This window comes from Nocardia sp. NBC_01009 (assembly GCF_045208035.1).
Classification (GTDB): Bacteria; Actinomycetota; Actinomycetes; order Mycobacteriales; family Mycobacteriaceae; genus Nocardia.
Genome location: NZ_CP108695.1, coordinates 2,249,923 through 2,273,697 on the forward strand (window position 1 = coordinate 2,249,923; position 23,775 = coordinate 2,273,697).

A 23,775-nucleotide genomic window follows, 5' to 3' on the forward strand; every position below is an offset into this window, starting at 1 on the left:
AATCTGGATCTGGTCTACGCGTCGATCGACCAGGTCAAGGATTGCGGACGAGCGCCTTGGTGATCAAAGCGCGAGCCAGCGTCCGGAGCGACCGGCGGGACAAATATGATCGTTTCTGTCCCACAACGGCATCACGACCGGGTCGTCGTATCCGCCCAGTTCACCGCCGAGCAGTTTCGGGTCAGAACTCGTGTGCGGTATCTACGCGACGGAACCGCAGGTGTCAGCCCTTTATGGGACAGTTCCGGGCATGGCACGGTTCGGGTACGCACGAGTGTCCACACGTGGGCAGAAAGACGATTCCCAGATCGACGCGCTCACCGCGGCCGGGTGCGAACGGATCTGGGTGGACAAGGCATCCGGCAAACTCGCCCGCCGCCAGGAGTGGGACAAATGCTTCGAATACCTGCGCCGCGGTGACGAACTGGTCATCACCCGGCTCTCGCGCCCGTTCCGCTCGGTGCGGCACATGACCGCTCAGGAACCCATCGACTGGTGATTACCCCGGCTACGCGAACTCCGTTGTCTTTGCACGATTACTACCGGGACCCCGTTTGGTGTCAGCGGTCCACCGATATGCCCACTGATCGAGGCCCATGGCAGTCGAAAATATGTGCAGCTGCTCGACCCGGATTTCGTTCCACCGTGCCTGGGTTCTGCAGCATCACGTTGCGCAACTGCGGGGATCAGTGCTGACGGTTCTTGCTCGTTTCCATCGCGGCGTCGTTGAACGCCCGGACTCTGGCTGTCTCCCGGGAGACCCGCCACACGAACCCCCACTCCACGGGCGGGGCGTCGTCGAACGGGAGGTAGGTGACGTCCGGTCGGAGGTAGAAGCGGGTGACCTGGGCTCCGACGATGAAAGCGCCCTCGCCCGCGCCGATGAGCGTGAGGATTTCCTGGAAGGTCTGGGCGCGCCTGCCGTGTGCGATCGGCGCGCCACTCGGCGTGTGTGACGGGACCCGGTCCTGCACGACCGAGTCGGGCAGCGTCGTCGGCATTTGCAGCAGGGTGACCGTGGTGAGATCCTCGAGCGAGATCGAGGCGCGCCGGGCCAGTGGATGCCGGGAGGACACCGCGAGCATCCGCGCCTCACTGATCAGGGTCGGGCCGGTGACCAGGTCGGGCTCATCGATCGGACGGCTGATCAGCACCATGTCGAAGGCGTCGCTGCGCCAGCCGTCGAGGCCGTCGCTGATCTGCACCTCTCGGATATTCACCTCGCTGCCGGGGTGCGCCGCGCGGAAGTGCTTGGTCGTCTCCAGAATCAGCTGACCGGCGGCGGCGCCGTTGAATCCGACGTTCAGCACACCGGTGACGCCGCGACCTTCGGCGGTCGCGCGCTGGATGGCCTGCTGAATCCGCTGGTGCCCTGGTAGCAGATCCTCGCGCAGTAGTTGCCCGATGGGAGTGAGGGTCACCTTGCGGCTGGTTCGTTCGAAAAGCGATGCGCCGATTTGGCGTTCGAGGCGTTGGATGATCTGCGTGATCCGGCTCGGCGACACCCGGAGCCGCTCGGCTGCTCTGCCGAAATGCAGCTCCTCCGTCAGCGTCAGGAACGCTTCGATCTCGTGCCGTTCCATGGCCCTCCCATCGATCGTTGAGTGGGCCTAAACGGTTGTTGCGTAACACGTCGTTGTTCCCAGGACCCCCCTTCTTAATCCTTGAAAAGGCAGTTGTCCACGTGAATTGAGGAACACCGATCTATGAGTACGAACTCCGAATACATCCTTGTGCTCGGCGGCACAGGCAAGACCGGCAGCCGGATCGTCGAGCGGCTACAGGCCATCGGGGCTCCGGTGCGTGTCGGCTCCCGCTCCGTCGACCCGCCGTTCGATTGGGACAACCCGGCGAGCTGGGCGCCTGCGCTGCTGGATGTGCACGCCGTGTATGTCTCCTTCCAGCCGGATCTCGCGGTGCCCGGTGCCCCGGAGGCGGTGCGCGCCTTCGGCGAGATGGCCGCGACCGCGGGCGTGCGGCGGCTGGTGCTGCTGTCGGGCCGCGGTGAGGAGGAGGCGCAGGCCGCGGAGCAGGCACTCGGCGAGGTGGGGCTGGACCTGACGGTGGTGCGGTCCAGCTTCTTCGCCCAGAACTTCAGCGAGGGCGAGTTCCTTGCCCCGCTGCGGGCCGGGCAGCTGGTGCTGCCGGTCGGGGCGGTCCCCGAGCCGTTCATCGATATCGATGACATCGCCGATCTCGCGGTGGCCGCGCTGACCGAGGAAGGACACGCGGGCCAGATATACGAGGTGACCGGACCACGCATGCTCACCTTCGCCGAGGCGGTTGCCGAAATCGCCGCGGCCACCGGGCGTTCGATCGAGTACGTCCAGGTGTCGCCGGAGGACTACGCGGCGGCATTGGCCGAGGCTCAGGTGCCCGATTACCTGATCGAGTTCCTCGGCTACCTGTTCACCACCGTCCTGGATGGCCGCAATGCGTATCTCGGCGACGGCGTGCAACGGGGTCTCGGCCGTCCGCCAAGGGATTTCGCCGAGTACGTGAAAGCGACGGCGGCAGACGGCGTCTGGGATGCCGAATGAGGGCCGCCCGCAGGAGCTGAGCCGCGTCATGAAGGCTTTGCGATCGACCACACCGGTTCTTGCGGCGGTGACGGCCGGACTGATGGCCGGGCTCTTCGCCTGAAACGCAGCGGTGACGCCGCATTCGTCGAGGTCATGCGGAACATCAATGTGGCTATTGCGAATCCGCTGTTCATAACCATGTTCATGGTGGGCTGGTCGCCGGACTCGCTGCGGTGGTGGGGAATTGGCGCTCCGGCGACGCGGCAGTGCGGTACTGGGCGATCGCCGGATTCGTCTGCTACCTGGTGTGGCCTTCACCACCGCCCTTCAGGGTGGTGGTGAAGGCCAGCACCGAGATCGGTGCTGCGGCGACCGACCCGGCGAAGTACGACCCCGACCACAGCCTTTGGGCGCGCCAGTAGTGCCGAACCAGGTCGGGGAACTCTGGCGCGGCCTGCGCGAGGACACGCCTTTGAGGGAGTTCACCAGCCGCGGCAACGCGACCTTCGGCGGGAAGTTCACCAGAGGGTGCACGTGGTTCGCCTCCCCGTTGAACTCGACTAGTTCGCACTCGAAAACACAATGTCTGCCAGTGCGAATCTCGCTGTAATCAGCCATACGTCAATGTTTAGGATCATGGTGTGCAGCTGCGGTACAACTTCCGTGTCTACCCGACACCGGGCCAGCAGGACTGCCTGGCACGGGCGTTCGGGTGTGCGCGGGTGGTGTACAACGATGCGTTGGCGGCGCGTGAGCAAGCGCGGCGTGACGGGGCGCGGCGTATTTCGGACGCGGAGTTGTCGAAAACGCTCACCGAGGTGAAGAAGACACCCGAGCGGGCATGGTTGTGCGAGGTTTCCTCGGTGGTGTTGCAGCAAGCGTTGGCGGACTTGAATACCGCCTACCGCAACTTCTTTCAGTCGGTCACCGGGAAACGGAAGGGTGCCAGGGTCGGGCCGCCGAGGTTCCGGTCCCGCCGTGACAATCGTCAGTCGATCCGGTTCACCCGCAACGCCCGCTTTACTGTCACCGAGGGTGGCAAGCTGCGGTTGCCGAAGATCGGGGATATGAGGGTGGCGTGGTCGCGGGAGCTACCGTGCGAGCCGTCGAGCGTGACGGTGATCTCCGACAGTGCGGGCAGGTACTTTGCGTCGTTCGTGGTCGAGGTCACCGGCGAGGCGCTGCCCGAAGGTGTTTGCGAGGTCGGCATCGACCTTGGATTGAGGACGTTCGCGGTGCTCAGCGACGGACAGACCGTCGCCTCACCGAGGTTCTTGCGTCGGGCTGAACGAAGGTTGCGGAAATCGCAACAAGCGTTGTCGCGCAAGGAGAAAGGTTCCAGTAATCGGGTGAGGGCCCGGCTCAGGGTTGCCAGGGCTCACGCCACGGTGGCCGATACGCGTCGCGATTTCGCGCACAAATTGTCTACGGCGATCATCCGCGAAAACCAAGCGGTGTACGTCGAGGATCTGTGTGTGAAGGGGCTTGCGCGGACCCGTCTGGCGAAATCTGTGCACGACGCCGGGTGGGGGATGTTCACTTGCATGTTGGAGGAGAAAGCTGCACGGTACGGGCGGTATTTCGCGAAGGTCGACCGGTTTTTCCCGTCGTCGCAATTGTGTTCGGAGTGCGGGGTGATCGATGGGAAGAAGCCGTTGTCGGTGCGGTTGTGGAGGTGTCGGTGTGGTGTGGTGCATGACCGGGATGTGAACGCGGCACGAAACATTCTCGCCGCCGGGCAGGCGGAGAGACGAAACGCTTGTGGAGCGCGGGTAAGACCGGTACCTGTTCCGGCTCTGCGTGTTGAAGCAGGAACCCGCCGAGAGCGCCGTTCGGCGTTGGTAGGGATCCCCGGCCTTTAGACCGGGGAGGATGTCAACTGGTGATGTTCCTGATCATCACCACAGCGGCGCGAACGTGCCCTTGAACGACAAGCTCGCCGCCGCGGGTGATCCGGCGACGATCGCGGATCCGGCCGCGGTGCGCGCCGAGTTCGAAGGCCCGTGGGTGGCCTGGAACATCGCGCGCGGTCGTCAATGTCGGTGCACTGACGTGTTTCGCGTTGGCGCTGTTGCGATCCGGCCGACAGGCCGGCGTCGAGGTGATCGCAGACCCGCGTGCTGCGAAGCTGTCACCGGCACGGCCGATGTCGCACTAGCGGACCGTCAGGAACGGACCAGACGGGCGATGGCGTCGGTGGCCTCTTTGATCTTGGCGTCGGCCTCGGGGCCACCGGCGACCGCCGCATCGACGACACAGTGGCTGATGTGGTCCTCGAGCAGGCCCATCGCGACTGCCTGCAGCGCCTTGGTCATCGCGGAGACCTGGGTGAGGATGTCGATGCAGTACTTTTCTTCCTCGACCATGCGCTGCAGTCCACGGGCCTGCCCCTCGATCCGACGCAGCCGCTTGAGGTAGTCGTCCTTGGCCGTGATGTAGCCATGGCTGGAGTGGTCGTCTGCGGCGTGATCCTGGGTGGCCGCGGTGTCGTGCGACGGGTGGGGTGTCACCGGCTGTCTCCTCGCTGCCTGCCGGATCTCCGGCCTGAACTGATTAATACCCCCCTAGGGTACAACGGATCGGGTGACTTGTCAGGTCAGCGCCCGGCCGGGCCCGTCGGGCGCCTCGCGGGCCGTCGCTGCGATGGTCGGCACGGTGCCGACGCCATGACGGGCGTCCGAGATGTGCTCGAAGGTGCGGACGGGGACCCTTCCGGCCGGCGCACGGAGCCGGGCGGGACAATCATGTGCATGAGTTCGCATGCCCGGCCCGCGATCGCCGTCATCGGCGGTAGTGGCTTCTATGATTTCTTCGACAACGAGGCGACCACCGTCGAGGTCGACACCCCCTACGGCAAGCCGAGCGCGCCGGTCGCGATCGGCGAAGTAGAGGGTCGGCCGGTGGCGTTCCTGCCGCGGCACGGCAAGCAGCACGAGTACGCCCCGCACACGCTGCCGTACCAGGCCAATATGTGGGCGCTGCGCTCGCTCGGGGTGCGCCGGATCTTCGCCCCGTGTGCGGTCGGCAGCCTGCGCGCGGACTGGGGGCCCGGCACCGTCGCGGTACCCGATCAGCTGGTGGACCGCACCTCGGGGCGGCCGCAGACCTACTTCGACGGCGGCGGTGTGCACGTTTCCTTCGCCGACCCCTACTGCGACGAATTGCGGGCCGCCGCAACGAAATCCGCGACCGATGAACTTCCGATGAAGTCGTCGGGCACCATGGTGGTCGTGCAGGGCCCCCGGTTTTCCACCAGGGCCGAGAGCCGCTGGTTCGCGGCCCAGGGCTGGGAACTGGTGAACATGACCGGCCATCCCGAGGCGGTGCTCGCTCGGGAACTGGAAATGTGCTACGCCGCAGTCGCTTTGGTGACCGACCTGGATGCGGGCATGGAGGAGGGCCACGGTGTGCATGCCACCGACGTCTTCGCCGAGTTCAAGAAGAACCTCGGCCCGTTCAAGGAGCTGATCCGCCGCTCGGTGTCGGCTGTTCCGCACACCGACACCTGTGCGAAGTGCAGTGTGCACGGGGGTGTGACGCTGCCGTTCGAGCTGCCCTGAGTCATCGAACGAGAGGTTGTCGATCGAGGGACGTTCGCCTCCGGTGGAGTGGGCCGATCGAGTGGAGTGCTCCCGATAGTAATCGCTGCAAATCCAACGGAGTTCGGCATTATGCCTGGTGAGGTTGTGGTCTAGGGATCTACGCCATCGGTGCGTTTCGGCTGACGATGCGGTGGACGCTGTATACGTCGGCCAGATCGGCCAGGCTGGCGTCGTCGTCGGGGGGTCATGGTAGCGGCGGTGGATCGTTTTCCGTGCTGCGAGAGGCAGTTTCGGCTGTTTGCCCTCGAATCGACCCTTCGTCGCGGGCCTTGGCCATGCTGTGGTGTCGGTGCGTAGGTAGCTGTAGACGGTTTCGCGGCTGATCCCGAACTCCTTCACACCGCCGACGCGCTGCGCACTCTGCTCGAAACCGGCGCAGCCGATTCCCGATACCTGCGCGCCGCGATCCACCTACTCACCTTCACCGGATTGCCCGGCCGCGCCGACCTGGCCGCCTACATCGAGACCGCCACATCCCGAACTTCGTTGGAATTTCGGCGACTAAGGCGACCAGGCGGACCAGTTCGACGAGGAGGCGCTGGACATCCTGGCGAAGTTCGCCGAGGACCAGGCCTCGGCGTAACTCCCGTGCTCGATTGAGGTCAGATATGTCGAAGGCCCGCAGAGCAACTCTGCGGGCCTTCGAACGTGCCGCACCACCGTGCCGGCGCACCAACGTGACGGCCTTTCTTGTGGATCGCCCACGATGCCTGACTACTCGGCGCCGCGACTGGTGAAGTCGAAGGATCCGCCGTCGATGCCCCAGGAGATGACCCGTTCGGGGTGAATTCGGATGACCGCGCGTTCCTGGGGTTGGAACGGTGGCTCCTCGTCATCGAGCGCCTCGGCCGTGCCGCGTACCTCGATGCCGCGAATCACGTATGGCTCCAATGAAACCTGTTGGTCGATGACGAACGACACCCGGCTGCCCGCCTCGACATTGCGGTACTTTCGACTGGCACGCATCCGCATGCCCCCGATGTCGATCGTGCCGTCGGCGTTCACCCGATAGCTGGTCGGGTTGTTCTGTACAACGCCGTCGGGCGACACTGTGGCCAGCCGACCGATCCCGGCCTCCGCGAGGAACTGCTGTTCATTGATGGTGAAGGTCATGTCAGTTACTCCTCGGTGAATTCGATATCAGGTGTGCCCCCGGCGATCAGCCGGAAGTTGTTGGGTGCGGGAAGCACAAGCTGTTGCCTGCCGCGTCCCGCGCGTCCTGCGTCAGCGACCAGCAGTTCTAGCAGCGCTAGAAACTGGAGCAACGGTAACATTAGTCCGCTAGCTTGTCTAGCGTTGATAGATTTCAGATCGCTACCGCGGGATCGCGCTCGGATCAGCAAGCTGCACATGCCCGTTCCGGCCGAGCGGACGCTGTCGCCCGGCAATCCGGTCACCGAACGCTGGCAGATCTTCGGTCTGCTGGTTCCGCTGGGGCTCATCGCGGTCGCGGTCCTCGTCGACCGGGGTTGCGGGCAGCCTGACCGCGTCGGGGTCGGCGATCGACGGCGCCTGGCAACCCTCGCCTCGACGCCGGTGAGCTGACCTGCCGCCCATCGCTGCCACGCACCGAGGCCACCCGCAGAAACGCACTCACCTACCACATATCGCGCGCCCGAAGTCGGCGCACGGCGTTGTCGGTAAACGATCATTTCTCGACACCCGCAACAGTGATGCGGTCCATTCCGACATCGACGGACGGCCTTGCCGGCTGTCATGTTCTGCGCTCGTCGACGGCGCGGTACGCCGACTCGCGCAGCATGCGCACCTCTAGATCGAACTTAGTTGGACTTTCGGCGATTACTACCGGTACCCCGAGTGGACTGACTGAGCGGAGTGGGCCGATCGAGTGGAGTAAGCCGACCGAGCAGCGCGTAGGCCGGCGTGGCGGAGTGGGCCGAGATTCGAACCGCTCCACTCACGGTGTCGCGGCCGCGAAGGCTGCCACGTGGGTGCGGGCCCACTGTTCGAAGGTGTGTGGGTCGCGGCCGGTCACCTCGCGGACCGTCGGGTGGACCTTGGATTCGTCCAGTGTGCCGTCGATGAAGAAGCTGACGAACGCCTCGACGTATTCGCTGGGCATGCTCGCCTCCAGCTCCGCAACGGTCTCCTCGTTGGTCAGGTTCTGGCAGACCAGCGGGCGGTCGAGCACTCTGGCCAGCACCGCGACCTGATCGGCCGGCAGCAACGCCTGTGGCCCGGTCAGCTCGAGGATGCGTCCCTCCAGCTCGCCTCCGATGAGCGCCGCCGCGGCGACCGCCGCGATATCGCCCGGATCGATCGCGGCCACCCTGACCTCGGAGAATTGGGTCCGCACCACCTCACCCACGGCAAGTTGCGGCAGCCAGCGCAGCGCGTTCGACATGAACGAGCGCGGGCGCAGAAATGTCCACGCGAGACCGGATTCCCGCACATCTCGCTCGGACTGTGTCATGTACCTGGAGACCGCGTTGCTCATATCCTCCAGCGCCGCCGAACCACCCGACAGCAAGGCAACCTGTTGCACCCCAGCCTTTTTCGCGCGTGCAAGCAGCTCGGGCATCCCCGCATAGCCCGGCATCAGAAACATCCCGTCGACGCCGTCGAGCGCCTCGGCCATGCTCTCCGGCTGATTCAGATCTCCCACCACGGCTTCGACACCGGCAGGCAGCGTCGCGCGCTGGGGATCCCGCACCAGCGCCCGCACCCGCTCCCCGGAATCACTCAACTGCGCAACCAACTCTGTGCCTATGTTCCCGGTCGCACCGGTTACCAGAATCATTTCGCCTCCTGCAGGCTGGGGATCGGTCCACCCGAACATAGGACATGCTCCGCCGCAACACGGGAACTCGATCCCTCTTGACGGGAACACCTGTGAGGCTGATGATTTCGTGACTTTCGCAGGCCAACCGTGGGCGTAGGCCTCGATTGGTCACATAGACAGCGTGTCCGTGGTCCCCGGCACCGCAGATGGCCTACCTCGACTTCCTTGCGAGCAGCTCTACCTCGGACCAGAAGCTCGATGAGTGGGCTCATGGCTGCGGCAAACGTCGAGTAGCGCTCACTCTGGTGTGCCGCTCGTCGCTGCCATGCTGCGGCGATAGGCTCAGGCTGTGGACAACCCGTTGCGGCTCGAAGTGATCGTGGCCAGTGTGCGGCCGGAGCGTTTCGCCCCGGTCGTCGCCGACTGGTTCCTGCGGACGGTGCGGGCGAATCCCGAATTCGATACGGGCGTTATCGATCTCAGGGAGACTCCGCTGCCGGTCGATCTCACCGATACTCCGACGGTCGAGGCATACCGCGCCAGGCTGGCCGCCGCCGACGCCTTCGTGGCGATCACTTCCGAGTACAACCACGGCTATCCGGCCTCGCTGAAAACCGCCTTCGACACGGCGAAACGGGAATGGCGGGCCAAACCGATCGGCTTCGTCGCCTACGGCGGCCTTTCCGGCGGTCTGCGGGCCGTCGAACAGCTGCGTCAGGTAGTCGCCGAAATCCACATGGTCTCCATCCGCGAGTCGGTCAGCTTCCATCAGGCGAAGAAGCAGTTCGACGCAGCCGGGGAGACCCACGACGGTGCCGCCATCGACGCCGCCGACCGCATGATTCGCCAACTAGCCTGGTGGGCCCGAACATTGCGTGCCGCCCGCACTGCCGACCCCTACCCGGGATAGCCACACCACCGATCCGCACCCGGGCTAGCTGTTGCGGGTCATGAGGTTGCTGACGTGTCCAGGTGGGCAGCGTGGTTGCTATCGTTACAGCGTGATCGACATCCGACAGGCATGGTGGTGGCTGCTCCAGCAGTCCGTCTAACCATGTCCGCGGGCTGTACGCAGCCCGCATGTCACATCTGACCTGAACGAGGTTCGTACAGCCCCCTGACCATCCAGGAGCTGTCCGTTGAATACCTTCTCCGCCACTATCGAACGCAGCGACAAGTTGCGTGCCGCGGTCACCGAGCACCCGCACCGATACCGCATCCTCACCGGCGAACGCCCTACCGGCCCTCTGCATCTGGGTCACTACTTCGGGACCATTTCCGAACGCATGCGCCTACACAGTCTGGGCGTGGACACGTTCGTTATCCTCGCCGACTATCAGGTCATCACCGACCGCGACGCGATCGGAAAGGTCCGGGAGAACGTCTACAGTGCCGTCCTGGACTATCTGGCTGCCGGTCTGGACCCGAGCCGGGCAACTGTCTTCACCCACTCTTCGGTCCCTGCACTCAACCAACTACTGCTGCCGTTCCTCAGCCTGGTCACCGAGGCCGAACTCCACCGCAATCCCACAGTCAAGGCAGAGCACGCGGCATCTGGACGCGCACTGAGCGGACTTCTACTGACCTACCCGGTTCACCAGGCCGCCGACATCCTGTTCTGCAAGGGGAATCTGGTTCCTGTGGGGAAAGACAACCTGCCGCATGTCGAGTTGACCAGGGTGATCTCACGTCGCTTCAACGAACGCTACGGCGACGTCTTTCCCGAACCGCAGGCACTGCTCACCTCCGCACCGGAAGTTCCCGGTCTCGACGGCAGGAAGATGTCCAAGAGCTACGGCAATGCGATCGCACTGTCGATGACCGCCGACGAAACGACGGCCCTGATCCGCCGAGCCCCGACCGACTCCCAACGACTCATCACCTTCGACCCGGTCAATCGTCCCGGCGTGTCCGCGCTGCTGACCACGGCCGCACTGTGTACCAGCCGCGATGAACGAGCCCTGGCCGATGACATCGGCGATGCTGGGGCAGGAACTCTGAAGAAGTTCACCACCGACGCGGTCAACGAGTTCCTCGCTCCGCATCGTCGACGCCGCAGCGATTTCGCGCGCGATCCCGACTACGTGCGCAGTGTTCTGCGGGACGGGAACCGCCGCGCCAACGAGGTGGCAACCCACACCCTCGACGAGGTGCACGCTGCGATGGGAACGGCGTACTGACCGAACCGGGAGCGAAGCGATCCCGGTAGTACCTCAACGCCTCTAGTGCGGGATGAATTCGCGCCGGCGCGAATTCATCCCGCACTACCTGCCATGGCGCGGCGGCCGCGCGGGTGGCCGATATAGGTGGCCTCGCGGGGGATGGAGACCAGGGTGAGGTCGACCTGTGCGGTGCCGGTGCGCAGGATGACGTGGTTGCCGATGGCGCCGGGCTGGTGGATCGATAGGTCGGGGCGGGTGGCGGGCCAGCCCATCGGGTCGCCGGTGACATAGATCGTCGTGACACCGGCGTGCGGCGCAGGCGCGAGCACCCCGTCGACCACGGTGGCCGTGAAACCCGCGTCGGACTGGTGTGTTTCGACCGCGAGGGTGAGCCGCTCGGGGTTGGCGATGGTGTTCACCAGGTTCTCCCACGCGTGCGCCCGATCGGTGCGGATCAGGATGCGCTCGCCGACCGCGAGTGCGCGGAACACCAACTGCTGCGCCAGATATAGCTCGCCTGCGACATAGACGGTCGAGATGCCGGTGCCGACGATTCGCACCGCGACACCCTGAGCCTCGTCGTCCGAGCCGATCAGCTGACCGCAGCCCGACGACGGCAGGTGCAGCGCGCCGATCACATCGATCGGGTATTCGGCCACCGGCACGGTGTCGTCCAGAGCCGGGATGGCAAGCGGGAGATGGGCGAGCAGTCCGTCGCGGTGGCGGCCGTTCATCGAGATGAGGCCCTTGAGATTGGTCCGCTCCGGCAGCTCGCGTGCGGTCAGCCGCCAGGCCGCGCCGATGCTCACCGACTCGGCCGAACTACCGGGACGCAGCCGCACCGCGACCGTGGTGCCGCGCGAGGGCGCCACCCACAGCTGGGAGAGCAGGTCGGAGCCGAGCCGCTTGGGGTCGACCGCGCTGCCGATGTTCACGCTGTTGCCGATCTCCGCGTAGCGCCAGCGGTGGGTCAGCGTGCGCGGATCGAAACCGGCGGTGATCTGCAGGACCGCCTTGCGGATTTCCGGCGCGGTGAGAATGCGGGCGCTGCAGTCGGCGTCTTCGAGCGTACGCATAATGCGTTGTGTCGCAATGGTTACCGCACGCGAGGCGCCCTCGCTGCCGCCGCCGCGGCGGGCCGCGGCCTCCGGGCAGGCGATCACGTCGAAGCTGATGGCCAACCACACCGTGCGATGCGCGGTGGCGGGCAGCGGCCCGAGCAGCGATTCGTAGATCTTGCCCGCCGGCGTGCCGGAGCGGCTGCGGTGTCCGTGGCTGATGATGTCGATGCCGCTGAGCAGGATGTCGTGCTGGTTGAGGCATTTGGCCAGTTCAGGGAGCGGCAGCAGGTGCGAGGCGTGCACCGTCGTGCGGGCGATACGGGTCAGCCCACCCTTGGGCGCGAGCACCTCGACAACCGTGACAACCCGAGTCCCGTCCCAGTAAAGCCCGAGCGAACGACCATCGGTGCCACGGAAATCGACGGTGTCGCCGATCGCGTAGTCACCGCGCGTGGCATAGCGCCACCAGGTGCTCATCCAGTCCAGCAGGGTCCGTTTGGCAACGGGGACGAGCGGCAGCAGCGCGGCGACGACGGCCACGGCGAGAGCGGGCAGCGCCGCAAGTCCGACGAGCAGCGCGAGCAGTCCGGCTAGGAGTCCGATCACCTGTGCAACAAGCAGATTCTGCAGCGATATGCGCCCGAGGAGCGGGCGTGGTCCCGCGCCGGCAGATTCGGCCATCGTCGTCCCCCAAGTACCCGATATCGGCCGTTTCCTACCGGCCGAGCTGAACAAGAGTCCCCGGGAACTGTACTGTGTTCCGCGAACGTGAGCACTGTTCGGGGGAGGAAACATGCCTTCAAAACCCACTACTCGCTGGCAGGTCAGCGGCTATCGCTTCCTGGTCCGGCGGATGGAGCATGCGCTGGTCCGCAGGGACGTGCGAATGCTGCACGACCCGATGCGCTCGCAGTCGCGTGCGTACGCGGCCGGGCTGGTGTTGGCCGTTGTCGTACTTGCCGGCTGCGGCGTGCTCGCGCTGCTGCGCCCGCAGGACAAGATCGGCAGCAACAAGATCCTGATCGGCAAAGAATCCGGTGGCGTCTATGTCGTCATCGATGACGTCGTGCATCCCGCGCTGAATCTTGCTTCGGCTCGGCTGGCCGCGGGGGAGCCCGCCAAGCCCGCGGTCGTCAAGGACTCCGAGCTCGGCAAGAAGCCACGCGGCCAGCTGATCGGCATTCCCGGTGCGCCCGCCTCGCTGCGTTTCGAGAAGGATGGCAAAGGCCGCGCCTGGACGGTCTGCGATCAGCTGAAGAACGATGGCAGCAAGGACCTCACCACATCGGTGCTCGCGGGTGACCCTGAGCTCGGTGCGAAGGCCTCGGTCATGGGCAGCGACAAGGCCCTGCTGGTGCAGGGCAAGGACTCGGAGTATCTCGTGTACGAAAACCGGCGGGCCAGAGTCGACATGACCGACCGTGCCGTCACCGACGCGCTGAACATCACCGGCATGGCTCCGCGCCCGATCGGTGAGGGCCTGCTCAACACGATTCCCGAAGTGCTGCCGATCATTCCGCCCCCGATCAACGATCCGGGCGCGGCGGTGAACTACTCGGTCGCCAATCATCGGATCGGCGATGTGGTGGAGGTACCCACCGAGCCCGGCAACTACTACGTGGTCCTGCAGGACGGGTTGCAGCCGATTTCTCCCTTGACCGCCAAGATCATCCGCAATCGCTACCGGTCCACGGCGACTACCACCACAATCGATCAGATCGACAAGACCAATGCGGATGTCTCGCACACTTTGCGCGTAGAGCTCTACCCGCACACCGCACCGACGATCATCCAAGCCAAGGACCAGCCGGTCGGCTGCCTGTCCTGGAAGCCGATCGCCGCGGCCGCGGAAAACAAGGACGGCAACCGTGCCGAGCTTTCGGTGATCACCGGTGTGGCCCTGCCGATTCCGGAGAAGGCCAAACTGGTGCCGCTCGCGCAGGCGGATGGTTCGGGGGCCAACGCCGACTCCGTGTACATCAAGCCGGGCACCGGCGCGTTCATCCAGAGCACCGGCATCGAACCGGATAGTCGCCGCAAGGACAGCATGTTCTACATCGCCGACACCGGAGTCCGCTACGGCATCAAGAACGCCGATTCGGCCAAGGCGCTCGGGATGGATACCGAGGCAGACGTGAAGCCCGAACCCGCACCGTGGCCGATCGTCGGCCTGCTCGCCTCCGGCCCCAGCCTCGGCAGGGAAGAGGCGATGGTCGCGCACGACGGCGTTGCTCCGGACCCGTCGCCCGCGAAACAGCCTGTCGCTTCATCGAAGTGAGCCGGGTTCGGCAAGGGCTCCGATATCTGGTACGGACCTGTAACACCGGAGCTCTGGCCCGCGGTCTCTGCGGACTCCGGTTCGCATCTCGACGCACCTTCTGTGCGCCGAGCTCAATCGCGCCATCGACCAACGCGCCGACCGGGTCTGCCAGGCCGACCGAAGAAGGTTGGGATTCAATGGAACCGATCTTGGTCACGGCACGTCAAAAGATAGTGACGGGCTGAGTCTTAGAGCGGTGGGTTCGTGTGCAAGCTGGGGACAGCGAATCTTGCAGCGACACAATGATATTCACCGCTGAGCGCGGCTTGTCCACGAAGCGGCCTTCGCCGCTCAGGAGATCAACAGAGGGGATTGACAATGACCAAGATCTACCGGGCCGCCGCATCGCTTACGGCCGCGGCAGCGATCGGTGTGCTGGGCGCGGGAGCGACCGGAATTGTGGGCATCGCGGTGGCCAATGCACAGGGTATGCCGTATGACCAGTGCGTCAACGAGGCCGCGCGCAAGCAGGCCGACTTCGACGCTCGCCAGGATCCGGACGCAACACATGCCACGTACCCGCACTTCTATTGCGCTGAGGATGGTATCGACGTGAACGGGAACAAGCTGTATGTGGTGACGTATAGCTACAACCCCATCTAATAGGCTGCTCGTGCAGGTGTGGCCGTCGAGCGGCTAACGCGTCGCGTTCGAAAACTGAAGAGGGTTCCGGTGATTCACACCGGAACCCTCTTCTGTGTCGGGCGGACGCAGGCGTCACATATCGTCGCTGGACACTCCGAACCTGCGGCGGATCGGGAACGATGCGAGATAGCCCAGAATCAGTGCGGCCGCGATGATTCCGGTGCCGATCAGTGCGACATTGCGGGCCCGGTGATCAGGTGGTGGGGCCGGTGCGGGCACCGAGAGCTGGGTGCTCTTGGCTTGGCTCGGGCGCTTGGGCGGCAGCGGCTTGGTGACCTCGTTGGTCAGCGCTGCGATCGGGTCGACCGCTCCGTACCCGAGATATTGGTTCCAGCCTTCGGCCGGTGCGTGCGCGGTGGCTTCGATGCGCTTGATGACATCCCGCGCACTCAGTTCCGGAAACCGCGCGCGAATCAGCGCGACAACGCCCGACACCAGTGGCGTTGCGAAACTGGTTCCGCTGACAGGATTCTGCTGGCCACGTTGGTCGGCGACGGTAACGGCGGTACTGCTCCCGCGTGGATCGAGCGAAGTCATATTCTCGCCCGGTGCGGCAACGCCGACCCAGGGGCCGGGGATCGTGAACTTGGATGGAGCGCCGTTCGCATCGATCGACCCGACAGCGAGCGCATAGTCGTCCCAACGGGCCGGGCTGATATTCCACTTGACCTTGCTCCATGGATCGGCGGTCGGGGCGAGCGGATCTATTACCTCGTTGTCGCCTTTACATTTGTCGTCCACATTGCCCGCCGCGACCACGACGACGACGTCTTTCACCACGGTGGCGTAATAGAGGGCCGCGCCGATCTTGTTGTCGGCGTCGGGGCTGGTCGTTCCGCACCAGACCTCGGAGATATTGATGACCGTGGCGCCACGGTCGGCGGCCCGCACGATGGCTGATGCCATGGTGTTCAAGTCGCCATAGCTGTCGGGGAACGCCTCGGGTGCCTTCTCCCTGGAGCGGCCTTCCTGCTGATACATCTTGCTGGTCTGCCGGATTGTCATGATCCGCGCCTCTGGCGCTACCCCTGAGAATCCCTGGCCGTCCACCTGAGATGCGGCGATGAGCCCGGCCACCAGCGTGCCGTGGCCATCGCAGTCCTCGGTGCCGTCGCCCACATTGGCGACGAAGTCGCCTGCCGCTTCAAGTCCCGGGAGCCGGGGATGCCGAGCCACTCCGGTGTCGATGACCGCGATGACCTGGCCCGCGCCCTTGGAGAACTTCCATGCGCGATCTAGGTCGAGTGAACGTTGAGCGGTGGGAATGGACGGCCCGTCGCCGCCGGTGCCGACGTCCGCACAGTTCGAATTCGGTGGGCGCTCAGTCTTTTCGGGCGGAGCGGCGGGGTCGCCCGGCGGTACCAGACCTGGATTGGCGGCGGGCGGCCGGTCGGCATGTGCGACGCCGTACCCCGAGCCGAGCCCGAATGACGCGCTCAGGCCGAGCGTTACGGCGACGGCCGCAACGCGCAGGGTCGCGCTCACAGCCCGCGAACGAGCGAGTAGAGCGAGGCCACCCAGAACACCAGCGGCAGTACGGCAGCGACGAACGCGTACTCGAGCAGTTCTACGCCGCGGCGCATCGGCGGCGTCGCCGACTGGTTCGGGATGATGATGCCGAGAATGAGCGCGGCGATCAGGATGACCATCGCGGCGCCGAAGACCATCAGCGGCTGCTCCATGCCGATGCTCGCGCCGATCAGCATGATCAGCACGATGGCGGCGCCGCCCGCGATCAGCACCACGGCTTGTTCGGCGCCCGCGTAGGTGCGGCTGCGGAACATCAGCACGATCGCGCAGACGAGTGCGAGCGCGATGCCTTGCCAGTAGGGGCTTTCGGCGTCGGGGTCGGTGGCCGCAAGCGAACCCGCGACGGTGATGAGCGTGGTCGCTGCGACGAGTCCGCCGAGGTACAAGCGGGCCCGTTCCGACTTGACCCGCAGTGCGTCCATGGTCGGCAGCGCGCGGTGGTCGTCCGGATCGTCCTCGGTCGGGTCGATCGGGGTGCCCGGCGAAGGCACCGGCGGCAGCGGCAGTTTGGCGAGCAGCATCGAAACCCGTGGCGCCAGCGAGAGACCGCCGAGTCCGAGTGCGGCGGCGACCGCGCCGATGGCGGGCAGCGACTGCTCGGTGAGCAGACCGACCATCGCGGCCGGAACGGCGTACACCGCAAGGGTGCTCGCGCCGATGAACAGCGCCAGCCCGACACCGGTGACGCGCCACGCGAGGATCGCGGTGGCGCCGAGCAGGACCGAGCCGAGCAGGATGTGCGCCCAGTCGTAATCGTCGGGCACCAGCAGCATGCCCGCGGTGAACGCCGCGGGCAGCGCACAGCCGGCGAGCACAAGCGCGGTGCCGGTGTCGCCGTACATGCGGCTGAACACCATGCCTGCGACGACGAGCAGGATGGCGACCGTCAGCGCGATCGACCCGCTCACGTAGCCGGGCAGCGCGTCCTTGGCCAGCAGCAGACCGAGGCAGCCGACGATCATGGTGATCGCGGCGAGGATGGAGCCGGTGAGTCGCGCGACCTTCGGACTCCAGCTGCGGTAGTGGTCGGTGTCCGCGATCGCGACATTGTACATGATGTCGTCGAACAGCGGTGTCGGCGCTGTGTGCGAAGCACTTTCGAGCATCAGCAGCTCGCCGTCGCGGACACCGTGTTCGCCGAGGCTCAGCGAGTTGGAAAACGGGGGATGGCCGATGCGGGCGAGCACCCACTCTGCGGGCTCGAAACGTTCGCCCTCGTTGTCGAAATCGTTGGTGCGGCTGTGCTGGGCGACCATGTCGACAACGCTCGGAATCACCAGGGCGACGGGAACGTCGACCGGGATCGCCATATCCACCTGAGTGTGTTTGGCCAGAATCGTCACCCGAGCCAGGTCCGGTGCACGGACGATTCCGCGCGAGGACTCTTCGTCGATGTGGTCAAGGCGCGCGTGCGTCAAGCTTCCCCCAACTCGTCTTCTACCTCGTGTTTCCGCAACCGGCATACCCAAGGGCCGAGCTTGCGAACCCACGGTTCGGGCAGCAGAATGCTGGTCGAACTGTACGACATGTCAGCTGCCGGCTCTACACTGAGCCCGAAGTACAGCTGCGTAAGGGGGATTTCTCGTCTGATGAGTACCGTCCGGTTCCAGCGCCGTGCGCGACGAGAGATGCCGCGTTCTCCCGGCGGTGAAGTCACCTTGCAGCCGCCGCCCGAGATTCCCCGGGTAACGCCGGGCAGCTTGCTCAGCAAGATGATGCCGGTCGTGATGGTCGTCGGCATGGTCGGGATGATGGCCCTGATGTTCACCCAGGGCGGTGGCATCGCATCGAACCCGATGACCATGATGTTCCCGATGATGATGGTCTTCTCCATGGTCGGCATGTTCGCCGGTCAGGGCGGTGGCAAGGGGCAGAAGGCCGCCGAAGCGAACGAGGACCGCAAGGACTATCTGCGCTATCTCGACCAGGTGCGCAGGGACGTCGACGACACCGCAAGGCAGCAGCGCGCTTCCGTCGAATGGAGCCACCCGGAGCCCGGCCTGATCTGGATGCTGGCGGGCACCAGCCGGATGTGGGAGCGGCGTGCGGGGGACAAGGACTTCTGCCACGCCCGCATCGGTATCGGCGGCCAGCGCCTCGCCACGCGACTGGTCGCGCCGGAGACCGGTCCGGTCGAGGAACTCGAGCCGATCGCCGCGGTGTCGCTGCGCCGTTTCGTGCGCGCCCACTCGACGGTCCCCGACCTGCCGACCGCGATCGCGGTGAAGGGCTTCGCGACCATCGCCCTGGACGGCGATAGGGTCGAAGCCAGGGAAATGACTCGCGCAATGTTGTTGCAGCTGTGCATGTTCCAGGCGCCCGACCAGGTGCTCGTCGCGGTGGTCTGCGGCCCGGACACGGCACGCGAGTGGGAGTGGACCAAGTGGCTGCCGCACACTCAGCACCCCGACGCGCAGGACGGCATCGGCACCCAGCGCATGTTCTACGGCTCGATCCGCGAGGCCATGACGGGTCTGCATCCGTTGCTGGCCAATCGCGTTCGGTATTCCCGTAATCAGCCTGCCAACGTCAACCTGGTGCACATCGTCATCGTGGTCGACGGCGGTCTGCTCGAGGCCGAGGACGATCAGCTGCGTGAATCCGGCTACGAGGGCGTCACGCTCATCGACTTGTGCGGGTACGCACCGCGTTTGGCGGTATCGCGCGGTATCAAGATGGTCGTGGAGAACGGCGAGTGCGTCGGTCGCGGCGCCACCGGCAACCAGGAACGTTTCGCGCTGATCGACCGGATTTCCCCGCAGCAGGCCCAGCAGGTGGCACGCAGGCTCGCGCCGTATCGCGCGGCGACCCAGCGCAGCAGCGATGTCGAGGTCGACGACTCCGAGGTGATCTCGTCATGGTCGCAGCTGATGAGTCTCGGCGACATCGGCACCTTCAATCCCGAACACGCCTGGCGGCCACGCTACGGTCGCGAGCGGTTGCGGGTCGCGTTCGGTGTCGGCGCGGACGGTCTTCCAGTCGAGCTCGACATCAAGGAAGCCGCGGAGAGCGGCATGGGCCCGCACGGATTGTGCATCGGCGCAACCGGTTCCGGTAAGTCCGAGTTTCTGCGCACCCTGGTGCTCAGCCTGCTCGCCACCCATTCACCGGACCAATTGAACCTGGTGCTCGTCGACTTCAAGGGTGGTGCGACCTTCCTCGGCCTCGACGGCGTTCCGCATGTCGCGGCGGTCATCACCAACCTCGAAGACGAGGCCGACCTCGTCGACCGTATGAAGGACGCGCTGGCGGGCGAGATGAACCGCCGCCAGGAAGTGTTGCGCCAAGCGGGCAACTTCGCCAACGTCTCCGAGTACGAGAAGGCCCGTGCCACGGGCGCGGATCTCGATCCGCTGCCCGCGCTGTTCGTCGTGCTCGACGAGTTCTCCGAATTGCTCACCCAGCACCCGGATTTCGCCGAGCTGTTCGTGATGATCGGCCGCCTCGGTCGCTCGCTGCACGTGCACCTGCTGTTGGCCTCGCAGCGCCTCGAGGAAGGCAAGCTGAAGGGCCTCGAAAGCCACCTGTCCTATCGGATCGGTCTGAAGACCTTCTCCGCCAACGAATCTCGCCAGGTGCTCGGTGTCCCCGATGCCTACAACCTGCCGGGCGTTCCCGGTGGCGGCTACCTGAAGTCGGACTCGGGCGAGATCCAGCGGTTCCAGGCCTCCTATGTCTCCGGCCCGTATGTCGGCGGCGGTTCGCAGCGCGAGGTCACCAGTGCGGGGATCGCGGGCGGGGAAATCGATGTGAAAGCACGCCCGTTCGCCGCCGTCCACGTCGACTTCCGGCCCGCCGACCGGATTCCGTTGCAGGCCACGCCTGCCAACGAGCCGGAGCAGCGCTCCGACGACGGCGAACAGATCTCCAACGTGAACATGCTGGTCTCGCGCATCCGCGGCCACGGCCGTCCGGCACACGAGATCTGGCTGCCGCCGCTGGATGAGGCGCCCACCCTCGATCAGCTCATCCCGCGCTCCATCCTCACCGGTGAGTACTCGGCCGTCGCGACGTTGCGAGCCCCGATGGGCATTGTCGACCGGCCCTACGATCAGCGCCGCGATCCACTGGTCGTCGATCTGTCGGGTTCACGAGGCAACGTCGCGGTGGTCGGCGGTCCGCAGTCCGGCAAGTCGACCGCACTGCGCACCATGATCATGGCGCTTTCGCTGACCCACACCGCCGAGCAGGTGCAGTTCTACTGCCTCGACTTCGGTGGCGGCACGCTGGCCAGCCTGCAGGGGTTGCCGCATGTCGGTTCGGTGGCAAGCCGATTGGACGACGACAAGGTCCGGCGCACGGTCGCCGAGATGGGCACCATCGTCCGGTCCCGTGAGGCGCGCTTCCGTCAGCTCGGCATCGAGTCCATGACCGAGTTCCGCCGCCTGCGGGCCATGGACCCCGCCAGCAGCCCGGCTGCTGCGGGCGCGCACGAGGATCCCTTCGGCGACGTCTTTCTGGTGATCGACGGTTTCGGCTCCATCCGCCAGGACTTCGATCCGCTCGAGCAGCCGATCATGAACCTTGCGGTGCAGGGTCTTTCGTACGGTGTGCACGTTGTCATCGCACTGGCGCGGTGGGCCGAGGCGCGTCCGGCGCTCAAGGACCAGATCGGCACCAGGATCGAGCTGCGCCTCGGTGACCCGATGGACTCCGACCTCGGCCGCAAGTTCGCCGCGCTGGTCCCGCAAGGGCGGCCGGGTCGCGGTATGACACCCGAATGCCTGCACATGCTGACCGGTCTGCCCCGCATCGACGGCAGCTCCGACCCCAACAATCTCGGTGCGGCGGTCGGTGAGGCGGTGGCGACGATCGCCCGTCTCACGCCGGGCCGGCACGCGCCCGCGGCCCGCATGCTGCCGGAGATGCTGCCGCGTGAACAACTGTTGCAGCTGGCGGGCAACTGGCCGTCGCAGGTCGACCCGGACCGCAAGAACATGCGTATTCCCCTTGGTATCAACGAATCCGAGCTCGCGCCGGTCTACATCGACTTCAACGAGAGCCCGCACTTCATCGTCATCGGTGACACCGAATCCGGTAAGTCGACGTTGTTGCGTTCGCTCGTCGAGGGCATCGCCGCATCGAACACCCCGAATCAGGCGCGCTTCATCCTGGGCGACTACCGGCGCACCATGCTCGGTTTGGTGCCCGACGGGTACCTCGCGGGTTACGGATCGACCGCGCCGCAATTCACCCAGAACATGTCCGATCTCGCCGCCTATGTCGCCCAGCGGACGCCGGGGCAGGACGTTACGCCGCAGCAGCTGCGCGATCGCTCGTGGTGGAGCGGACCGGAGTTGTTCGTCATCATCGACGACTACGACCTGGTCGCCACCTCCATGGGCAATCCGGTGTCGGTGCTGGTCGAGCATTTGCCGCACGCTCGCGACCTCGGCTTCCACCTGATCATCGCCCGCCGCTCCGGCGGCGCGAGCCGCGCGATGTACGAGGCCACGCTGGCCAGGATGAAGGACCTCGGCTCGGCGGGCCTGATCATGAGCTGCAACAAGGACGAAGGCGTGCTCATGGGCACCACCCGTCCCGGCCCCAAGCCACCGGGCCGCGGCACCTACGTCACGCGCAACACTGAGGATCTGATTCAGCTGGCGTGGATGCCGGCGGCGGAGTGATGTCTGTCGTCGACCTGGTGGTCACCGACACGCGTATCTGGGCGTGCGGTCCGGCCACCCATTGGGATGTGCCGCCGTCGGTTGTGCTCGGCAGCAACGGGAATCTGGTCGTCGGTGAGCCGTTGACGCCGCCGACCCAGGTCAGCTCCGCCGTCCAGTTCCTCACGGGGGAGCGGATCGCACTGCTGCCACGGGTACCCGCCGTCGCCGAGGCGATGGCGGCGATCGTCGGCACCGTGCTGCAGAACCTCGGCGTCGCCACCCCCTGCGGCCGGGTCACCGTCGCGTGTCCGACGGAGTGGGGCGCGCGACGGCGTGCGGTTCTCGAGGCCGCACTGCGCCGCTTCGCCAACGATGTTGTGTTCGAGGACATGGCCGTTCGCGCGGTAGCTGCCGATGAGGGCGCCGACCGCAGCAGCCGTACGGTGGTGCTGGAATTCGGCACGCTGTCGACCACCGCGAGCACCGTCGCGCGCAGCCATCAGGGCACGCATGTCGAATCATGTGAGCACGAACCGAATCTCGCGCTGGCGGACCTCGGCCCCGACCCGCAGGCCGCCGACGATCTTGCCGCGCTCGTCGGCCGGCTGCTCGCGGGCCGCCCGGCCGATGTCGTTCAGGTGGTGGGTGTTTCGGATCCGGTGAAACTCGAGGTGATCCGCTCGGTGGTTCCGCCGATCGCCGGACCGGCCGTCGAGCTGCGGCCGATCGCAGGCGCCGATCTGGTGCGCGGGCCGCGGCCGGACCCCGACTATCGGACCGAGGCTGTCTCGGCGCTGCCGACCGCGGAGTGGATGCAGCCGCTTCGGCAGCGTGCGGCCGCCGTCCAGGGCCCCGACCGTCGCCGCACCGGATACCTGGTCGCCGCGGTGGCCGGTGTTCTGGTGGTCGCCGCGGCGGCGGTGGGAGCGGTCGTCGTCCTCGGCGGCTCGCAGGACACTCCCGCGGTGTCTGCGGGACCTTCGGCGCCGGTCCACGCCACCGCGCAAGCGACGGCCGACGGCAAGCCAACGCCACCGCCTGGAGGCACACCGTCATCGGAAACCGTTGGGCGCGTGCGTTTTCAGACACCGTCGGGCTGGCGTCTCGCGCAGGCTCCCGACCCGAGCAAGCCACGCGTCGACCTCGTACCGGAGGACGGCAGCCGCATGCGGATCACCGTGATCCAAACGCCGGTCGCCGCGGGGATCGGTTATGAGCAGGTGGCCAGGAGCCTCGAGGCGCAGATGCGGCAGAAGCCGAATGGTGCGTTGACCGATCTGAAGCATGACCAGGTGTTCGGCGGAAAGTCGGGCCTCGCCTATATCGAACGGCCGGGTGACGGTTCCACGGTGCGTTGGCATGTGCTGGTCGAGCACGGGCTTCAGGTCAGCACCGGATGTCAGTTTCTCGGCGAGTGGGAGTCGATTGCGCCGGCCTGCGAACAGTTCGCGGCCTCGGAACAGGTGACTCCGTAAAACGTTGTGCCCGTGGGGAAATCAACCCATCGGGCATCGACACCGGACGAAAAATTCGTGCCCCCGGCAGAACCTGCCGGGGGCACGAATGGTCTGAGTCGTA

Annotated in this window: 20 protein-coding genes and 1 pseudogene; 11 read left to right on the forward strand and 10 right to left on the reverse strand. The window is 65.9% G+C overall.

Annotated features, from left to right (window positions below):
- The first annotated feature begins 250 nt into the window (after positions 1-250).
- A complete protein-coding gene (locus OHA42_RS09875) occupies positions 251-499 on the forward strand; it encodes a recombinase family protein (protein ID WP_406236397.1) in 249 nt (82 codons plus the stop codon).
- Between the two features lie 187 nt (positions 500-686).
- Here OHA42_RS09875 and OHA42_RS09880 read toward each other — a convergent pair whose 3' ends face one another.
- Positions 687-1,583, reverse strand: a complete 897-nt coding sequence (locus tag OHA42_RS09880; protein WP_406236399.1) for a LysR family transcriptional regulator — start codon at positions 1,581-1,583, stop codon at positions 687-689.
- Between the two features lie 123 nt (positions 1,584-1,706).
- Between OHA42_RS09880 and OHA42_RS09885 the strand changes: the two genes are divergently transcribed.
- On the forward strand, positions 1,707-2,540 hold the full coding sequence (locus OHA42_RS09885) for an NmrA family transcriptional regulator (RefSeq protein ID WP_406236400.1): 834 nt from the start codon (positions 1,707-1,709) through the stop codon (positions 2,538-2,540).
- 280 nt (positions 2,541-2,820) lie between these two features.
- Here OHA42_RS09885 and tnpA read toward each other — a convergent pair.
- Positions 2,821-3,140, reverse strand: a pseudogene (gene tnpA, locus OHA42_RS09890) (IS200/IS605 family transposase).
- A gap of 23 nt (positions 3,141-3,163) precedes the next feature.
- Between tnpA and OHA42_RS09895 the strand changes: the two are divergent.
- Positions 3,164-4,384 (forward strand): RNA-guided endonuclease InsQ/TnpB family protein, encoded by a 1,221-nt coding sequence (locus OHA42_RS09895; RefSeq protein WP_406236402.1) that lies wholly within the window; start codon positions 3,164-3,166, stop codon positions 4,382-4,384.
- Between the two features lie 36 nt (positions 4,385-4,420).
- Here the strand turns inward: OHA42_RS09895 and OHA42_RS09900 are convergent, their stop codons facing one another.
- Both OHA42_RS09900 and OHA42_RS09905 read right to left on the reverse strand, forming a co-directional pair.
- Complete coding sequence (locus tag OHA42_RS09900; RefSeq protein ID WP_406236404.1) at positions 4,421-4,543, reverse strand: hypothetical protein; 123 nt, start codon at positions 4,541-4,543, stop codon at positions 4,421-4,423.
- A 144-nt stretch (positions 4,544-4,687) separates the two neighbouring features.
- Positions 4,688-5,032, reverse strand: a complete 345-nt coding sequence (locus OHA42_RS09905; protein ID WP_406236406.1) for a metal-sensitive transcriptional regulator — start codon at positions 5,030-5,032, stop codon at positions 4,688-4,690.
- A gap of 240 nt (positions 5,033-5,272) precedes the next feature.
- Here OHA42_RS09905 and OHA42_RS09910 point away from each other — a divergent pair, with 240 nt between their 5' ends.
- The gene (locus tag OHA42_RS09910; RefSeq protein WP_406236408.1) at positions 5,273-6,082 is read left to right on the forward strand and encodes an S-methyl-5'-thioadenosine phosphorylase; all 810 of its coding nucleotides are present in this window, start codon (positions 5,273-5,275) and stop codon (positions 6,080-6,082) included.
- Between the two features lie 756 nt (positions 6,083-6,838).
- On the opposite strand, the gene OHA42_RS09915 is transcribed toward OHA42_RS09910, so the two are convergent.
- Complete coding sequence (locus tag OHA42_RS09915) at positions 6,839-7,237, reverse strand: PPOX class F420-dependent oxidoreductase (protein ID WP_378674272.1); 399 nt, start codon at positions 7,235-7,237, stop codon at positions 6,839-6,841.
- Positions 7,238-7,242: 5 nt separating this feature from the next.
- The gene (locus OHA42_RS09920; protein WP_406236410.1) at positions 7,243-7,389 is read right to left on the reverse strand and encodes a hypothetical protein; all 147 of its coding nucleotides are present in this window, start codon (positions 7,387-7,389) and stop codon (positions 7,243-7,245) included.
- Positions 7,390-7,474: 85 nt separating this feature from the next.
- Between OHA42_RS09920 and OHA42_RS09925 the strand changes: the two genes are divergently transcribed.
- Entirely contained in the window at positions 7,475-7,669 is a 195-nt protein-coding gene (locus OHA42_RS09925; RefSeq protein ID WP_406236411.1) for a hypothetical protein, read from the forward strand.
- Positions 7,670-8,042: 373 nt separating this feature from the next.
- Here the strand turns inward: OHA42_RS09925 and OHA42_RS09930 are convergent, their stop codons facing one another.
- Positions 8,043-8,885, reverse strand: coding sequence for an NAD(P)H-binding protein (locus OHA42_RS09930; protein WP_406236413.1), 843 nt, complete (start codon positions 8,883-8,885; stop codon positions 8,043-8,045).
- A gap of 331 nt (positions 8,886-9,216) precedes the next feature.
- Between OHA42_RS09930 and OHA42_RS09935 the strand changes: the two genes are divergently transcribed.
- Together OHA42_RS09935 and trpS are read left to right on the forward strand one after the other, a co-directional pair.
- Positions 9,217-9,777, forward strand: coding sequence for an NADPH-dependent FMN reductase (locus OHA42_RS09935; RefSeq protein ID WP_406236415.1), 561 nt, complete (start codon positions 9,217-9,219; stop codon positions 9,775-9,777).
- A gap of 229 nt (positions 9,778-10,006) precedes the next feature.
- Positions 10,007-11,047, forward strand: coding sequence for a tryptophan--tRNA ligase (trpS, locus tag OHA42_RS09940; RefSeq protein ID WP_406236416.1), 1,041 nt, complete (start codon positions 10,007-10,009; stop codon positions 11,045-11,047).
- A gap of 74 nt (positions 11,048-11,121) precedes the next feature.
- Here trpS and eccE read toward each other — a convergent pair whose 3' ends face one another.
- Positions 11,122-12,771: a type VII secretion protein EccE gene (gene eccE, locus OHA42_RS09945; protein WP_406236418.1), complete on the reverse strand. Its 1,650-nt coding sequence runs from the start codon at positions 12,769-12,771 to the stop codon at positions 11,122-11,124.
- A 112-nt stretch (positions 12,772-12,883) separates the two neighbouring features.
- Here eccE and eccB point away from each other — a divergent pair, with 112 nt between their 5' ends.
- Positions 12,884-14,368 carry a type VII secretion protein EccB gene (eccB, locus tag OHA42_RS09950; RefSeq protein WP_406236420.1) on the forward strand — a complete coding sequence of 495 codons (1,485 nt, stop codon included), beginning with the start codon at positions 12,884-12,886 and terminating at the stop codon, positions 14,366-14,368.
- A 360-nt stretch (positions 14,369-14,728) separates the two neighbouring features.
- Positions 14,729-15,013, forward strand: coding sequence for a hypothetical protein (locus OHA42_RS09955; RefSeq protein WP_406236421.1), 285 nt, complete (start codon positions 14,729-14,731; stop codon positions 15,011-15,013).
- 114 nt (positions 15,014-15,127) lie between these two features.
- Here the strand turns inward: OHA42_RS09955 and mycP are convergent, their stop codons facing one another.
- Both mycP and eccD read right to left on the reverse strand, forming a co-directional pair.
- Positions 15,128-16,540 (reverse strand): type VII secretion-associated serine protease mycosin, encoded by a 1,413-nt coding sequence (gene mycP, locus OHA42_RS09960; protein WP_406236423.1) that lies wholly within the window; start codon positions 16,538-16,540, stop codon positions 15,128-15,130.
- Positions 16,537-18,003: a type VII secretion integral membrane protein EccD gene (gene eccD, locus OHA42_RS09965; RefSeq protein WP_406236425.1), complete on the reverse strand. Its 1,467-nt coding sequence runs from the start codon at positions 18,001-18,003 to the stop codon at positions 16,537-16,539. The genes mycP and eccD overlap by 4 nt, the downstream gene beginning before the upstream one ends.
- Before the next feature lie 171 nt (positions 18,004-18,174).
- On the opposite strand from eccD, the gene eccCa reads away from it, so the two are divergent.
- Complete coding sequence (gene eccCa, locus OHA42_RS09970) at positions 18,175-22,215, forward strand: type VII secretion protein EccCa (protein WP_406236427.1); 4,041 nt, start codon at positions 18,175-18,177, stop codon at positions 22,213-22,215.
- Positions 22,215-23,672 (forward strand): type VII secretion-associated protein, encoded by a 1,458-nt coding sequence (locus OHA42_RS09975; protein ID WP_406236429.1) that lies wholly within the window; start codon positions 22,215-22,217, stop codon positions 23,670-23,672. Before eccCa ends, OHA42_RS09975 begins: the two co-directional genes overlap by 1 nt.
- The last annotated feature ends 103 nt before the right edge of the window (positions 23,673-23,775 follow it).

What these genes read in the sequence shown, in the direction of transcription:
- OHA42_RS09875 (WP_406236397.1), top strand. Translation starts at nt 251, where the DNA reads ATGGCACGGTTCGGGTACGCACGAGTGTCCACACGTGGGCAGAAAGAC.
- OHA42_RS09880 (WP_406236399.1), bottom strand. Translation starts at nt 1,583, where the DNA reads ATGGAACGGCACGAGATCGAAGCGTTCCTGACGCTGACGGAGGAGCTG.
- OHA42_RS09885 (WP_406236400.1), top strand. Translation starts at nt 1,707, where the DNA reads ATGAGTACGAACTCCGAATACATCCTTGTGCTCGGCGGCACAGGCAAG.
- OHA42_RS09900 (WP_406236404.1), bottom strand. Translation starts at nt 4,543, where the DNA reads ATGTTCCAGGCCACCCACGGGCCTTCGAACTCGGCGCGCACCGCGGCC.
- OHA42_RS09910 (WP_406236408.1), top strand. Translation starts at nt 5,273, where the DNA reads ATGAGTTCGCATGCCCGGCCCGCGATCGCCGTCATCGGCGGTAGTGGC.
- OHA42_RS09915 (WP_378674272.1), bottom strand. Translation starts at nt 7,237, where the DNA reads ATGACCTTCACCATCAATGAACAGCAGTTCCTCGCGGAGGCCGGGATC.
- OHA42_RS09925 (WP_406236411.1), top strand. Translation starts at nt 7,475, where the DNA reads ATGCCCGTTCCGGCCGAGCGGACGCTGTCGCCCGGCAATCCGGTCACC.
- OHA42_RS09930 (WP_406236413.1), bottom strand. Translation starts at nt 8,885, where the DNA reads ATGATTCTGGTAACCGGTGCGACCGGGAACATAGGCACAGAGTTGGTT.
- eccE (WP_406236418.1), bottom strand. Translation starts at nt 12,771, where the DNA reads ATGGCCGAATCTGCCGGCGCGGGACCACGCCCGCTCCTCGGGCGCATA.
- eccB (WP_406236420.1), top strand. Translation starts at nt 12,884, where the DNA reads ATGCCTTCAAAACCCACTACTCGCTGGCAGGTCAGCGGCTATCGCTTC.
- OHA42_RS09955 (WP_406236421.1), top strand. Translation starts at nt 14,729, where the DNA reads ATGACCAAGATCTACCGGGCCGCCGCATCGCTTACGGCCGCGGCAGCG.
- eccCa (WP_406236427.1), top strand. Translation starts at nt 18,175, where the DNA reads ATGAGTACCGTCCGGTTCCAGCGCCGTGCGCGACGAGAGATGCCGCGT.
- OHA42_RS09975 (WP_406236429.1), top strand. Translation starts at nt 22,215, where the DNA reads ATGTCTGTCGTCGACCTGGTGGTCACCGACACGCGTATCTGGGCGTGC.